Below are 14164 nucleotides of genomic sequence, written 5' to 3' on the forward strand. Positions count from 1 at the left end.
ACGAATGAAAGACCTTGTTTCCATCATTACCCCTTGCTACAATTCAGCAGAATTTATCGAAGAAACGATACAATCTGTTCTGAATCAAACCCATGAAAATTGGGAATGGCTCATCACAGACGATCTTTCTAAAGATAATACGATCGAAATTATTAAAAAATACAACGATCCGAGAATAAAGCTGCACGTCTTAGCACAAAACGGAGGCGCCGGAAATGCCCGAAACAAAAGCCTTGAGAGAGCTCAGGGAAGATATATTGCCTTTTTGGATTCCGACGACCTTTGGTATCCCGCTTATCTGGAAACCATGACCGGTTTTATGCAGCAAAACAATGCAGAGCTGGTGTATTGCAATTATTCAAGATGTGATGAGCATACGATGGAGCCTATTTTGAAGGATTTTATCGCTGATAAAATTGTAACATTTTCAAATTTATTAAAAACCTGCAGACTCGCGCCCGTTTCTACGATGTACGACACAAAAAGAGTCGGAAAATTTTTCTTCCCGATCAAAAGTAAACGTGAAGATCACGTGATGTGGCTGAATTTATTGAAAGAAATCCCGAAAGGATATCCTTTGAAAAAAACGCTGGCAAAATACAGAATGCGAGAAAACAGCGTTTCAAGAAAGAAGAAAAATATCATTGTTGATCAATATTTGGTGTATAAAGATTTTATGGGATTTTCTACCTTAAAATCTTTGTATTACACAACAAACTGGGCTGTAAACGGATTTTTAAAATATTCTAAATTTTTTAATTAATGGAATATTCAAAAGAGTTTAAAGCAGCATTGAGTGCTTTTTCCAGTGTAGAAAAAGACCGTCTGATTTTCAGGTTACTGAAAAAAGATAAGCTTTTATCGAAAAAACTGTATTTCGAATTAATTGATCAGGAAACCACTGATAATAAACGAGATGCAATGGAAGAAATCATTGACGAAAAAATTCTTTTAGCATCAAAATACATCGGAAATCAAAAATATTTTCTGAGTATCGTCCGAAAAATAAGTGCCGAAATTACAGAACACGTAAAAATCACAACGGATAAATTCGGGGAAGTTTCTCTTAATTTATTACTGATTAATAAAATCTTAGATCACAACCAGGATCTTAGCCGACAAAGGTTTGATAATGTGTACAAATTGTATATTTATCTGATCAATAAAATCGTTAAATCTTTATTGTTAACTAAAAAATTAGATGAAGATTACTGGATTGAAATTGACGAACATTTAAGCGAACTTCACAAGAAAATAAAAGACAATAATTACCTTCAAAAGCTTTGCATCAACAACAGCATTGATCTTAATTGGTTGAAATGTGAAAATATTCCCGAAAATTTAGATTCGATTATTAAAGAAATAAAGGCTCAGGGATTTTTAAGATAAAATTTTCTTCAAGATAAGTTCTGTCGAATTGGGTTTATCAGCAACGAATTTTCCAGCGTTCTCAGACATTAACTGCAGCGTTTCATTATCATCGAGAAGGAAAAGAACATATTCGGCTGCAGTTCCTTCATTCTCAAAAGATTTTCCGCCATTGGCCTCGATCAGATCATCTGCTTCAGGATTTTTCCTATATTGATTTCCAAAAATCACAGGAACTCCAAAAGCTGCAGCTTCTAAAATATTATGCAATCCCGCATCGTGAAAACCTCCGCCAACAACCGCAATATCAGCGTAAGAATATAATTTTGAAAGCAAACCGATGCTGTCAATAATTAGCACCTGAATATCAGTAAAATTTTGATTATCAGATATTTTACTATATAAAAGCGCATCCGGAAGCATTTGCTTTAAATTCTGGACTCTTTTCAGATCATGAGGCGCAATAATAATTTTTGAATCGTCATTCTTTTGCGAAATTTTTTCTGCAATTTTCTCTTCTGCCTGCCACGAGCTCCCGAAAACAACCGTTTTTTTATTATCAATAAATTCCTTGATAAAATCTACGTGATTATCTCTTTGTTTCAGCTGTTTCACTCTGTCAAATCGGGTATCACCGGTCACAGAAGATTTTGTAAGACCTATACTTTTTGCCAGTGCCAATGAAAACTCTGTCTGATGAAAAAACCAGTCGATATTTTTCTGCAGCTGCTTGACAAACCATTTTCCGTAAGAGGTAAAAAATGCCTGTCTTTCATAAAAAAGCGCGGAAATAACATGCGTTTTTGTCCCTTTATTTTTCAATTCTTCCAATAGGTTATACCAGTAATCATACTTCACCGTAAAAAATAGTTCAGGACTAAACTGCGAGATAAATTGTTGCACATTTTTCTTTTTATCAAAGGGTAAATAACAAATTATATCTGCAATATTTTTCTTCTTAATTACATTCTCATAACCCGATGGAGAGAAGAAAGTCACTAAAATTTTATGGTCGGGAAACTGTTGCTTTAACTGTTCTAAAACAGGAAGTCCCTGTTCATATTCACCAAGGCTTGCGGCGTGCATCCAAATGACTTTATCTGTCGTTGAAAATTCAGATTTTACTTTTTCTAAAGATTCCTTTCTTCCTTCAACGCCTTTTTTAGTTTTATCATTAAACAACGAAAAAACTTTCATTCCGAAAATGAGAAGATTGACAAATATGTTGTAAAAGAAAGACATATAATTTATTTTTTAACTTCTGTTCGGTCGTTATTGGTTGACGGGCTTGAGATCACTAAAAATTCTAATTCTTGTGGAGATTCATTAGAAATATAATGTTTTGACTTTGGAATAATAGTAATACTTTCTCCGGTTTTTACAGAAAATTTTTCATCATTGATATAAAACATAGCTTCTCCTTTTAAAATATAGAAAAACTGTTCAGCTTTTTCATGAAAATGGAGCTTTTCAGAAGTATTAGGTGGCATTTTTTCCTGCTTGACCGAAAGGTTTTCGGAATTATTTAAAACCCAGCTATCACAGTTGCTTCCCCAAATATAATGGTGTGAATTATTTTTAGATTTTATCATTTGAAAAGACCTACAAAAATGAATAGGATAATCAAGCTTCCGATAACAGAAAATATCGATGCTGCCATCGGCACTCTCGGTTTTGCGTTTTCATCAAAAGAATATCTGAACATATAGTCCTGACTATTCAAAAATATTAATGAAATAACTAAAAATAACCATCTTAGAAAAAACTTCATGATAAAAAACTGCGCATCCTGATTTTCTGCTGTAATTTTTACGGGATAATTTGAACTCTCAGGGTTTCTAACAATAAAAGCAAACAAAAAATAGATTGCCGTTATTAGAATAGGCATTAGAAAAGAATATTTTTTACTTCCGAAATTATCAGCTTTTCCGTCAAAATCGAAATGAATAGGAATTGTCTGTGGCAAAGCTTTATAATTTTTCAAGGTAAACCACCACAGAAAAACCACCAATCCGAAATTAAGAACATCAAAAATTCCTAAAATTACATTTCCCATTTCAGATCAATTTAAGTTAAAGTATGCTTTTAATAACTCTCAATTTATGCGTATGCTTATTCAGTTCTTTATTGAAAATCCCTGTAGAATCCAGCGTATCGATCCTCACTTTTCCGGAAGCGTGGATGATTTTCTGATTTTCCAGCATGATTCCCACATGAATAATTTTCCCATCTTCATTTTCAAAAAACGCCAAATCCCCCGGTTGACTTTCTTCAACAAAAGTTAATGATTCACCCACTTCCACTTGCTGAGAAGTATCTCTCGGAAGCTTAATATGATGAACTTTATACACCAATTGTGTAAAACCGGAACAATCTACCGCAAAAAAGCTTTTTCCGCCCCACAAATAAGGCACATTAAGGAATTCTCTTGCCGTTAAAGCCACACTTTCACGTACATCATGACTTCTTCTTGATGCTACAGCAGGAAATTCAACTTCCGAACCCATTGAAAGTAAAGTTTTTCCGTCATTCATTATTACTGACGAAAAATCTTCCGTGACTACAGTTACTTTTCTTTTTGCCAAATCTTCCTCCGTTACAGGTCTGAGCTGTTTGGTGTCCATCCAGCCTTCATAGCCGTCGTAGTGCATTTTTATCTTGGTCCAGTTTTTATTGACTTCCAAAATATCTGCGCTTTCGCCAAACAATATTTCCGTAACAATTTCCGCTTTGTCAGAATTTTCCGCACGCACCGGCGCTACTGTAACTATACAAATTCCTTTATTCATCTTTTAAATTTAGAGATTAAGAAATTTAGGAATTAAGAAAATTACAGGCTTTCTAATTTCTAAATCTCTGAATTCTTTAATCTTTTAATTATTTCCTTCTCAGGAAATTTACTCCGTCCCGCAAAGGTAAAATAAGATTTTCAAAATCATTGTCTTTTGCGATCAAATCGTTTAATTCCTTAATAATTTGAGTAGATTTCTGCTTCGGGTTTTCTTCTAAAACTTTGCCGTACCAAAGAACATTGTCAAATAGTACCACCGAACCGGATTTTGTTCTGGGCTTAATCAATCTGAAATATTCGGCATAATTTTCTTTATCCGCATCAATGAAAACAAGATCAAAAACCTCATCGGTTTGTCTTAAAAATTCTTTTGCATCCTGAAGCTTAAAATCAATCTGATCTGCATATTCACTTTCACCAAAATATTTTTTCGGAAGGTATGCCAGATCCTCATTAACATCTAAAGTTGTGATTTTTCCATCTTTTGCCAACCCTGCTGTTAAACAAAGTGTAGCATATCCCGTAAAAGTGCCGATTTCAAGAATATTTTTCGGCTGCATCATCTGGGAAATTATCGTTAATAATCTTCCCTGCTGATATCCGGAGATCATATGAGGCTGTGTTGTTTTCTGATATGTTTCCCTTCTTAATTTTTTCAGAATTTCAGGCTCGGAAGACGCGTGATTTTCCAGATACCTGTCCATTTCAGGATTTGTTTCTTCAAAAAAGCTCATTCTACAAGTTTTTGTTGCTCAAATTTACTTAAATATAAAGAAAAAGATAAAACTATTGGCGATCTTATTTTCAAAAAACCGGGAAAAGCACAATAAAATACCGTAAAAATACGGATGGTTTTGCCTTATAAAAAAAATACCTTTGCTTTAGAATTTAAACATTAAGGGGTAAAAGCACAGCCATGAATAAGAGAATCACTACAAAGGAATCTGAAGAGCCTGCCGAAAAGAGGGTTCCGGCGTCGAAAAAAACTAATACCGAAATATCCAATTCATTTTTGCAAAGAATTATTTCATTATTGAAAAAAGAAGAATTAATTTAATGAAAAACAAAATCCCGAATTTCTTCGGGATTTATTTATACGTATATATTGTAAATTATTTTTTAGGCGCAATATCCATTAGCTTCATAAACTCGTCAAGCTTAGGCATAATGATAATTTCCGTTCTTCTGTTTTCAGCTCTTCCCGAAACGCTCATGTTTGTCGCTTTAGGATTGTATTCGGAACGTCCGCCAGCCGTAATTCTTGCAGGATCAACCCCGAATTGAGTCTGTAAAACTTTTGCAACTGCCGTACCTCTCAAAGCAGAAAGATCCCAGTTGTCTTTCGGTAAATTTGGAGAACTTAAAGGTGAATTATCAGTGTTCCCTTCAATTAATACAGAATATTTGTCATAATCGTTTATTACTTTCGCTACTTTTCCCAACACTTCCTGAGCAGCAGGCAATACATTATAATCTCCAACTTTATACAGCATTTTATCTGAAAGTGAGATCATTACAACTCCTTTTAATACTTTCACCTGCACATCTTCGTCGGTTACATTATCCAAAGATCTTTTTAATTTGTTTGACAATGCTAAATTTAAACTGTCGTTTTTAGCATTATTAGAAATCAATTGCTTAATATAAGAATTTGAAGAATTGATCTCGCTTACCAATTTATCAATATTTGCAGAGCTTTTTCCTGTATTTGACAAACAAGCATCAAGTGATGATTTTAAAGCATCATGCTGACTTTTCAGTAAATTATTCTCTCCAGTCAACGCAGAATTTTGCGATTTCAAATCCTGGATTTCTCTTTGTCTTTCACCGATGTTTTCAATACATTGCTTGTAGTTTGAACTCAAGGCATCATACTGTTTTTTACTGATACAAGACGTTAATCCCAACACCATTGCAGAAACTGCTAAAATTTTAAAAATCTTCATAAATAATCTTTTTTAGACGAATCAAATTTAGGAAAATTCATTTTAATTATATGGGTTATCTTTGCATAAAAGAAATTCTCAACGTAGATGTTGGATAAAATAAGTTTTAAAAATCAATTACAAAATCTCGTTAACTTACCTGAAAACCACACCTATTTACTGGCAGTGAGCGGCGGCGCTGATTCTATGGTTTTGGCAACGTTATTCTGTGATTTGGAGGTTGAATTTCAGGTTGCTCACATCAACTATAAGCTTCGTGGTGAAGATTCTGAACTTGATCAGAAAGTTGTACAAAATTTTTGTGAGAAAAATCATATTAAATTTCATGCATACGAAGTTTCGGAGAAAGACAACAAGCCTGAAAATTCTATTCAACTTTGGGCGAGGGAGCTTCGGTATGATTTTTTTAAACAAATTCAGGAACAGGAAAACCTGGAATTTCTGGTAACCGCACATCATTTGAATGACCAACTGGAAACTTTCGTCATTCATCTTTCAAAAGCATCAGGAATTAATGGTTTAAGCGGAATTCCCGCGAATGACAACAATATTCTCCGACCTCTTTTAAACTTTACAAAAAAAGAAATTTATGAATTCGCAAAAGAAAATGCGATTAATTTTCGTGAAGATCTTTCCAATAAAAAAAGTGATTATTTAAGAAATAAAATCAGAAATGAAATTGTCCCAAAACTTCTGGAAACCAACGATCATTTTTTAGAAAACTTCAAAAAAAGTATTTCATATTTAAATCAGACTAAAGATTTTGTTCAACAACAAATTCAGGCAATTGAAGACAGCATTTCAATATTTAACAAAGATCATAAAATCTTATCCAAGGAAAAGCTGAATAAGGAAACTGATTTTGTCAAGTTTGAAATCTTAAAAAAATATGGTTTTAACCAGGAAGAGGAAATTTCAAAAATTTTTAAAGCCGAAAACGGGAGTTCTTTTTTTTCAAAAAATCATCAATTGATTATTAATTATAATGAATTGATTATAAGCGGGAAAATAGAAAATGAAAGCCCAGAGATGGAAAAGGACATTCTTTTGATTGAAAAATTTGACTATTCTGAAAACCAAATCAAGATTAATCTCGAAGATGCTATTGAAAGCATTGACGGAATCAATAAGACTTTTGAGTGGGATTTTGATGCAGATAAACTCCAGTTTCCATTGCGGTTAAGGAAATATGAAGAGGGTGATGAATTCTATCCGTCGGGCTTTTCAGGGAAAAAGAAGGTTTCTAAGTTTTTTAGGGACGAAAAAATATCTATTTTAGCGAGGCAAAAAATATGGATCTTGGCTGACGGCAAAAACTCCGTTCTGGGAATTATTCCTTTCAGGCAAGACAGACGATATGCAAGGGATGAGAAAACGAAAAATATTCTCAAAATTTTTAATTAAAGTAAAATGAAGTTTAAAAACTGGTTTTTATTAATTCTGCTGTTTTTAGCAACGGGAATTAATGCACAAATCAAAAATCCTGTAAAGTTTAAATTTACAATCAACGAATTAGGAGATAACCAATACGAAGCCGTTTTGAATGCAACAATGGAAAGCGGCTGGCATATTTATTCAAGGGATATTCCGGAAGATACGGGAATCCCGACGGAATATAAAGTTTCCGGGAAAAATATTGAGCTGATCGGTAAATTTGTTGAAGTCGGTAAAAAGCATGAAGAATTTTCTGAAGCTTTCGGGGGAAAGATTGTTTTTTATTCTAATTCTGCCGGTTTTAAGCAAAAATTTAAATTAAAAGACAGTGCAAAACCTGCCGATGTAGTCGCTGAAATTACGTATCAGACGTGCGACGACAGAGTTTGCCTGGCTCCTAATACATTAGAATTTAATCAAAAAGTTACCCCAAAGGGCACAACAGAAACAGCGACAACAGAAACAACTGCAAAAACGGTAAAAGATTCTGCAAAAACTGCTGAAGTCACGGTTGTAGCTCCTGCCAACTCGAAAGTTACGGTTACAGAAAAGCCTGAGCTTGATCCTAAACAATTAAAAATACCATCTATCGATTTCCAAAAGCCTTTGACAGATTGCGGAACAGCTGCCGTTAAAGACAGCGAAAATTACTGGACATATTTATTCCTCGGTTTTATCGGCGGATTGATCGCATTATTGACGCCGTGCGTGTTCCCAATGATTCCTTTGACGGTTTCGTTCTTTACAAAAGGTAATAAAAACAAAGCAAAAGGCAAAAGAGACGCATTGATCTACGGATTTTTCATTCTTCTGATTTTTGTTTTATTAAGTGTTCCTTTCCATTTAATTGACGGGATTGCAGGAAATGTTTTCAATGAAATTTCAACAAGCATTTGGCTGAATATCGTGTTCTTTGTTGTATTTATTTTCTTTGCGGGAAGCTTCTTCGGATATTATGACATTTCATTACCAAGCTCAATTGCAAACAAATCATCAAAAGCGGAGGAAGCAGGCGGAATCATCGGTATTTTCTTCATGGCTTTGACTTTGGTGATCGTATCTTTCTCTTGTACAGGTCCTATTTTAGGAAGTTTGTTGGGAGGATCATTGTCTGGTTCATCTCATATTCCGACCCTCTTAACTTTGGCTTTAACAGGTTTTGGGTTGGCTTGGGCAATTATTTTCGGATTGCTGGCATTATTCCCGCAGGCATTGCAAAGTCTTCCAAAATCAGGAGGCTGGATGAACACAGTGAAAGTTGTATTAGGATTTATCGAATTGGCTTTAGCACTGAAATTCTTGTCAAAAGCGGATTTAGTTTCTAAAACCTTCCTGTTAAAAAGAGAACTTTTCATCGCGATCTGGATTATTATCGGAATCGGTTTAGCTTTATATTTATTTGGATTAATCAAATTTCCGCATGACGATAAAAAACCTAAAATTTCCATTACGAGAAAAATTTTAGGAGTCTTGGGAATAGGTTTTGTCATTTATATGATTCAGGGATTAATGCCTGCCGAACGTCCGAAACTGCAATTATTAAGCGGAATTTTACCTCCCTTAAATGTAAGTTATTTCCATGATGAAAAAGACGGAATTTTGGGAATGCATCCTGAACATGATTTCTTTAAAGCTGTTGAATTAGCTAAAAAAGAGGAGAAACCCATCTTAATTGACTTCACAGGTTACGGTTGTGAAAACTGTAGAAAAATGGAAGAATTTGTTTGGAGCGAGCCGGATATTTTACCGATCCTTCAAAATGATGTTGTGTTGGCTTCACTTTATGTTGACGACAAAGAAGAACTTCCTGAAGATCAAAAAACGAAAATCGATCTTGGTGACGGACAAGTGAAAAAAGTCAAAACGATCGGTGACAGATGGAGCTTGTTCCAACAGGTGAATTTTAATAATAATTCCCAACCGCACTACGTTTTGGTAACTCCCGACGGAAAAGTGATTAATGCACCCGTTTCAGGATATATGCCGAAAGAAGATTTCAAAAAATTCCTTGAATGCGGAGTAAATTATTACAAGAAGAATAAATAATTTCACACAAAAATATAGTAAGCCTTATCAATTTTAACTGGTAAGGCTTTTTTAATGTCTTGATTTTAACAATATTTAAGGATAATTTTTTAATCAAATTGTAAAATTAATATCATTTTTGAATTTTAGGTACAAACTTTGTATTGATTCAATAAAATAACATGTGAATTTTCACATTTCATTAAGTACCGTTTAACATTTAAAAATCATTAATTATGGCTGAAGTAGTAGCACAAGAAAAATCAGGAGGAAAACAAAAAAAGAAACTCATCAGAGTTGACATGACTCCTATGGTAGACTTAGGATTTTTATTAATTACCTTCTTTATGTTTACCACAAATTTCACAAAACCGAACGTGATGGATCTGGGATTGCCGGCGAAAGATCATTCTCCAAATCCAATTCCACCAATTTATGACATTGATACAAAAAATCAAATTACATTTATCATTGGTAAAGACAACAGAGTATTTTATCATCAAGAAGCTGCGGAAGATTTAAATAAATCTAATTTAAAAGAAACTGATTTCAGCGGAATTAATATCTCAAAATTAATTTCTGAAGCTTATAAAAAAGCTCCAAAACCCGAAAACTTTACAATCATTGTAAAACCTACGGATGACGCAAATTATAAAAACTTCGTTGATATGTTAGACAACATCGCCATTTCTAAAAAAGAGCGCTACGGAATTACCGACATCAAACCTTGGGAAAAGAAAGTCTACGAAGAATTAACAAAATAAAACAAAAGGGCATGTAAAAATGCTCTTTTTTTATTTAATTTTGACGCCGATATTATTACACGTCAATGAAAAAATTTTTAACCGCAATTGCTATTACAGCTTTAGTTGTTTCATGTTCTAAAAAAGAAACACAATCTACTCCAAATCAGGTTGACAGCACAAAAATCATCGATTCTATTAACGCTGCGAGAACAAAAATCAACGACAGCATCAAAGTCAAAAACAGTGAAAATCGTTTCAAAGATTTTAGCGGAGATCACAAGTTTACCTATCAAAGTCAGAATTTGTCAACAAAAACGGGCTCTGTAAATTTCAAAAAAATGGGCAGAGATGATTATGATGTTTCGGGAAGTATAAAATCCGGAGAAAACTCTGTAACCATTAAAGGTTCATCTGTTGTTGTTTCTCCTAAACACATGAATTTCACCGGAGAAATCACACAAAAAATCTCATCAGACAACAACGGAAAACCATACACCAGAAAAGGCACCAAAACTTTTATGTCTAAAGACGGCGGAAAAACCTGGAGGCTTCAGGATATGGTAAATGGTTCAGGATTTGTAGATTATATTGATATTCACTTTTAATATCTGAAATCATGCTAAACTTTGAGAGAAAAGGAAATGGAAAAGAAACGCTTGTATTGCTTCACGGTTTTATGGAAAACCTTTCCATCTGGAGCGATATGGAACCTCATCTTTCCGAAAATTTTTCATTATTAAAAATCGATCTTCCCGGACATGGGCAATCTGATATTTTGGCAGAAGTTCAAACCATGGAATTAATGGCTGATGAAGTTAAAAAGGTTTTAGATGATCAAAATTTAACAAAAATTCATTTATTGGGCCATTCGATGGGCGGATATATTTCTTTAGGCTTTGCCGAAAAATACCCTGAATATTTGAAGAGTTTAACCTTATTTTTTTCCTCGTTTCTTCCGGATGATGCAGAAAAAAAAGAACAGCGTATAAAAAGCTACAGAATTATAAAAGATGCTTTTTCGCATTATGTGAGAGCCGGAATTCCGAATTTATTCAATCCTAATGAAAGAGATATTTTAGAAGGGAAAATAGAAACCGCACTGGAAGTTGCCCTTGCCACCAACAATCTCGGTGCTTTGGCCAGCGTAAAAGGAATGGTTGAAAGAACGGATAAAAAGCACGTTCTGGAAAATCTTAATGCCAAAATTTTAGTGATTGCCGGAAAACACGACAACGCCGTAAAAACGGAAATGATGATCAAAAATCTTCCGGACAGAACCAATATCAAATCCTATATTCTCGATTGCGGGCATAACGGACACTGGGAAAAACCGGCCATCTGCGCAGAAATCATCAATACAGAGCTTCTTCACAATATGCCGAAAAATTTAGTTTTCTAAAATTATTTCAGAATTGAATTCAATCGTATTTTGATTAACTTCATCTAATAGATATTGAAAATTCTCGTATCTTAGTAGAAATCAAATGGGCATTTTTTCACTCAAAAAAAAGAAACCAATTATCGGCTTAACTCTTTCCGGCGGCGGAATGCGTGGAATTGCCCATATTGCCGTGTTAAAAGCCCTCGAGAAATATAATCTGAAACCGGACATTATTTCTGGAACCAGCGCAGGATCTATCGTTGGGGCTTTTTATTCTTTAGGAAAAACGCCTGACGAAATGATGGAAATCGTGAGACAGACCACCTTTTTTTCAAGATCATATTTAAGGCTTTCTAAAAACGGAATTTTCAGTTCAAATTTTATTTTAAAACTATTGAAAGATTATTTTCCAGAAGATGATTTTAAGGTTTTAAAAATCCCCGTCTATGTAACGGCCACAGAAATGACTCATGGCATCGTTGATTTTTTTTCAGAAGGAGAACTTTTTATGCCTCTTTTGGCTTCATCCAGTGTTCCGTTTGTACTTCCACCCGTCAAAATGGGCGAAAAAATATATGTTGACGGCGGAGTTTTAGACAATCTTCCCATCGAACCTATTATTGATAAATGTGATTTTTTAATCGCTTCCCACGTCAATTCTATCAGCTATGACAGTCTTGAAAATATGAGCCTGATGAAGGAATTTGACAGAATTTTACATTTAGCCATCGCAAAATCGGTCTATTCTAAAGTAAAATCCTGTGATATTTTTTTAGATCCACCAAAAATGACGAAATTCAGCTTATTCAACAAAAAATCGCTGGATATTATGTTCCAGGAAGTGTATGAATATACCTGTCAACAATTGGAAGAAAAAGGTCATACCCGAGGTTTGGGAGTTTTAGAGTTTTAGAGTTTGTAATTCTTAATTCTTAATTCTTAATTCTTAATTCTTAATTCTTAATTCTTAATTCTTAATTCTTAATTCTTACAAATTTTCTTCTGCAGCTCTTGCTTTGAAAGTTTCAATTGTATCGGGTAAAGATTCGTAAGATTTTCCGCCTGCTGCGTTAATGTGGCCTCCTCCACTGAAAAATTTTCTCGAAAATTGATTAACATCGACATCGTCTTTGCTCCTGAAAGATATTTTGATAAAATCTTCATATAAATCTTCCATAAAAAAGGCAGACATTCTTACACCGACAATACTTAATCCGTAATTAACAAAACCTTCGGTATCGCCTTTCTGGAAGCCATATTCCTTCAATTCATTCCTTGTTAAATATAAAACGGCAACTTTTCCGTCATTTACCACTTCGATTCGTCCTAAAATCAAAGCCAATAGCTGAAGACGCGAAACGGTGTTCGTATCCCAGGTATTTGAAGTGATTATGGAAGGATCAGCACCTTTTTCGATCAAATTAGCAATAATTCTGTGCGTCGTTGCACTTGTAGAACGGAAACGGAAACCTCCGGTATCAGTCATGATTCCTGTATAAAGGCATTCTGCGATCTCTTTATTCACCAATTCTTCATCATTCATCGCTTCGATAAAATGATAGATCATCTGGCAGGTCGCAGGAATAACCGTATCAGAATACACAAAATCAAACTGCTCAGGCTGCTGATGATGGTCAATAAGAATCTTTTTCGCCCTGGCTTTTGTCAGCCATTCACCCAAAATACCGATTCTTGAAGGAGAATTAAAATCAAGACAGAAAATCACATCTGCTTCATTAATTAAATCAAATGCAATCTTTCTTTTATATTCACCGATGACATTCTTTTTTGCTTCGGGCATCCATTTCAGAAACTTTGGAAAATCGTTGGGCACAACTACTTCAGCATTGAGACCTTTCGCTGCCAGATAATGCTTCAGACCAAGGCTGGAACCAATCGCATCGCCATCCGGATTATAATGAGTAAGAATTACAATTTTATTTTCCGGGACAAGAAGCGTGTTGATTTCTAAAAGTTCTGCTGGTGTAAACATTCTTATGTTTCTTTAAATTTGAGTCTCCAAAGATAGAGCTTTTAAATAAATCATTCCTCATTATTTTAAAAACATAAGACAACCCTTTTCACAACTTAAGTTCATTAAAGGCGGATGAAAAACATTTCAAATTATTTAAAAAAAAGACAGTGAAAATTTGTAACTTATAAAAAAATCTATATCTTTGCAACCTGAAAAATTAATAGATAATTACGATTTAAACATATAGTAATGAGTAAAAGAACATTCCAGCCATCAGAAAGAAAGAGAAGAAACAAACACGGTTTCAGAGAAAGAATGTCTACGCCAAACGGTAGAAGAGTTTTGGCTGCGAGAAGAGCTAAAGGCAGAAAGAGTTTAACTGTAAGTGCTGCACGCGCTAAGAGATAATTCTTGAATTATCATATACAAATCATGCTTGAAAAGAAGTTTTTCAGGCATTTTTTGTTGTTAAAATTTACTAAAATTTAGGTTCGTTAA

At 34.2% G+C, this 14164-nt stretch carries 17 protein-coding genes; 10 read left to right on the forward strand and 7 right to left on the reverse strand.

The features are described from left to right. The first annotated feature begins 4 nt into the window (after positions 1-4). Both BLT04_RS13640 and BLT04_RS13645 read left to right on the forward strand, forming a co-directional pair. On the forward strand, positions 5-763 hold the full coding sequence (locus tag BLT04_RS13640; protein ID WP_089756325.1) for a glycosyltransferase family 2 protein: 759 nt from the start codon (positions 5-7) through the stop codon (positions 761-763). Further along, positions 763-1389 (forward strand): deoxyuridine 5'-triphosphate nucleotidohydrolase, encoded by a 627-nt coding sequence (locus BLT04_RS13645; protein ID WP_089756326.1) that lies wholly within the window; start codon positions 763-765, stop codon positions 1387-1389. The genes BLT04_RS13640 and BLT04_RS13645 overlap by 1 nt, the downstream gene beginning before the upstream one ends. On the opposite strand, the gene BLT04_RS13650 is transcribed toward BLT04_RS13645, so the two are convergent. The 5 genes from BLT04_RS13650 to BLT04_RS13670 form a co-directional block, all read right to left on the reverse strand. Continuing rightward, complete coding sequence (locus tag BLT04_RS13650) at positions 1381-2610, reverse strand: 3-deoxy-D-manno-octulosonic acid transferase (protein WP_089756327.1); 1230 nt, start codon at positions 2608-2610, stop codon at positions 1381-1383. The two genes, BLT04_RS13645 and BLT04_RS13650, sit on opposite strands and share 9 nt — an antisense overlap. Before the next feature lie 5 nt (positions 2611-2615). Continuing rightward, the gene (locus BLT04_RS13655) at positions 2616-2960 is read right to left on the reverse strand and encodes a cupin domain-containing protein (protein WP_089756328.1); all 345 of its coding nucleotides are present in this window, start codon (positions 2958-2960) and stop codon (positions 2616-2618) included. Further along, entirely contained in the window at positions 2957-3424 is a 468-nt protein-coding gene (locus tag BLT04_RS13660; protein ID WP_089756329.1) for a DUF1648 domain-containing protein, read from the reverse strand. The genes BLT04_RS13655 and BLT04_RS13660 overlap by 4 nt, the downstream gene beginning before the upstream one ends. A 16-nt stretch (positions 3425-3440) precedes the next feature. Beyond that, positions 3441-4157 carry a C40 family peptidase gene (locus BLT04_RS13665; RefSeq protein WP_089756330.1) on the reverse strand — a complete coding sequence of 239 codons (717 nt, stop codon included), beginning with the start codon at positions 4155-4157 and terminating at the stop codon, positions 3441-3443. Between the two features lie 88 nt (positions 4158-4245). Then, the gene (locus tag BLT04_RS13670) at positions 4246-4893 is read right to left on the reverse strand and encodes an O-methyltransferase (RefSeq protein WP_089756331.1); all 648 of its coding nucleotides are present in this window, start codon (positions 4891-4893) and stop codon (positions 4246-4248) included. Positions 4894-5075: 182 nt separating this feature from the next. Here BLT04_RS13670 and BLT04_RS18930 point away from each other — a divergent pair, with 182 nt between their 5' ends. After that, the gene (locus tag BLT04_RS18930; protein WP_170828479.1) at positions 5076-5216 is read left to right on the forward strand and encodes a hypothetical protein; all 141 of its coding nucleotides are present in this window, start codon (positions 5076-5078) and stop codon (positions 5214-5216) included. 55 nt (positions 5217-5271) lie between these two features. Here the strand turns inward: BLT04_RS18930 and BLT04_RS13675 are convergent, their stop codons facing one another. Next, complete coding sequence (locus BLT04_RS13675) at positions 5272-6105, reverse strand: OmpA family protein (RefSeq protein WP_089756332.1); 834 nt, start codon at positions 6103-6105, stop codon at positions 5272-5274. 87 nt (positions 6106-6192) lie between these two features. On the opposite strand from BLT04_RS13675, the gene tilS reads away from it, so the two are divergent. The 6 genes from tilS to BLT04_RS13705 all read left to right on the forward strand — a co-directional run bounded on the left by tilS (position 6193) and on the right by BLT04_RS13705 (position 12604). After that, positions 6193-7509, forward strand: coding sequence for a tRNA lysidine(34) synthetase TilS (tilS, locus tag BLT04_RS13680; protein WP_089756333.1), 1317 nt, complete (start codon positions 6193-6195; stop codon positions 7507-7509). A gap of 6 nt (positions 7510-7515) precedes the next feature. Then, positions 7516-9585 (forward strand): protein-disulfide reductase DsbD family protein, encoded by a 2070-nt coding sequence (locus BLT04_RS13685; protein WP_089756334.1) that lies wholly within the window; start codon positions 7516-7518, stop codon positions 9583-9585. A gap of 215 nt (positions 9586-9800) precedes the next feature. Next, positions 9801-10328: a biopolymer transporter ExbD gene (locus tag BLT04_RS13690; RefSeq protein WP_089756335.1), complete on the forward strand. Its 528-nt coding sequence runs from the start codon at positions 9801-9803 to the stop codon at positions 10326-10328. Between the two features lie 65 nt (positions 10329-10393). Further along, positions 10394-10915, forward strand: a complete 522-nt coding sequence (locus BLT04_RS13695) for a hypothetical protein (protein WP_089756336.1) — start codon at positions 10394-10396, stop codon at positions 10913-10915. Between the two features lie 11 nt (positions 10916-10926). After that, a complete protein-coding gene (locus tag BLT04_RS13700; protein WP_089756337.1) occupies positions 10927-11709 on the forward strand; it encodes an alpha/beta fold hydrolase in 783 nt (260 codons plus the stop codon). 85 nt (positions 11710-11794) lie between these two features. After that, positions 11795-12604: a patatin-like phospholipase family protein gene (locus BLT04_RS13705; protein WP_089756338.1), complete on the forward strand. Its 810-nt coding sequence runs from the start codon at positions 11795-11797 to the stop codon at positions 12602-12604. Positions 12605-12679: 75 nt separating this feature from the next. On the opposite strand, the gene BLT04_RS13710 is transcribed toward BLT04_RS13705, so the two are convergent. Then, on the reverse strand, positions 12680-13684 hold the full coding sequence (locus BLT04_RS13710) for a DHH family phosphoesterase (RefSeq protein WP_089756339.1): 1005 nt from the start codon (positions 13682-13684) through the stop codon (positions 12680-12682). 231 nt (positions 13685-13915) lie between these two features. On the opposite strand from BLT04_RS13710, the gene rpmH reads away from it, so the two are divergent. Then, on the forward strand, positions 13916-14074 hold the full coding sequence (rpmH, locus tag BLT04_RS13715; protein ID WP_039365072.1) for a 50S ribosomal protein L34: 159 nt from the start codon (positions 13916-13918) through the stop codon (positions 14072-14074). Positions 14075-14164 lie beyond the last annotated feature (90 nt).

The sequence above is a fragment of the Chryseobacterium soldanellicola genome (assembly GCF_900100115.1).
GTDB classification, from domain to species: Bacteria; Bacteroidota; Bacteroidia; order Flavobacteriales; family Weeksellaceae; genus Chryseobacterium; species Chryseobacterium soldanellicola.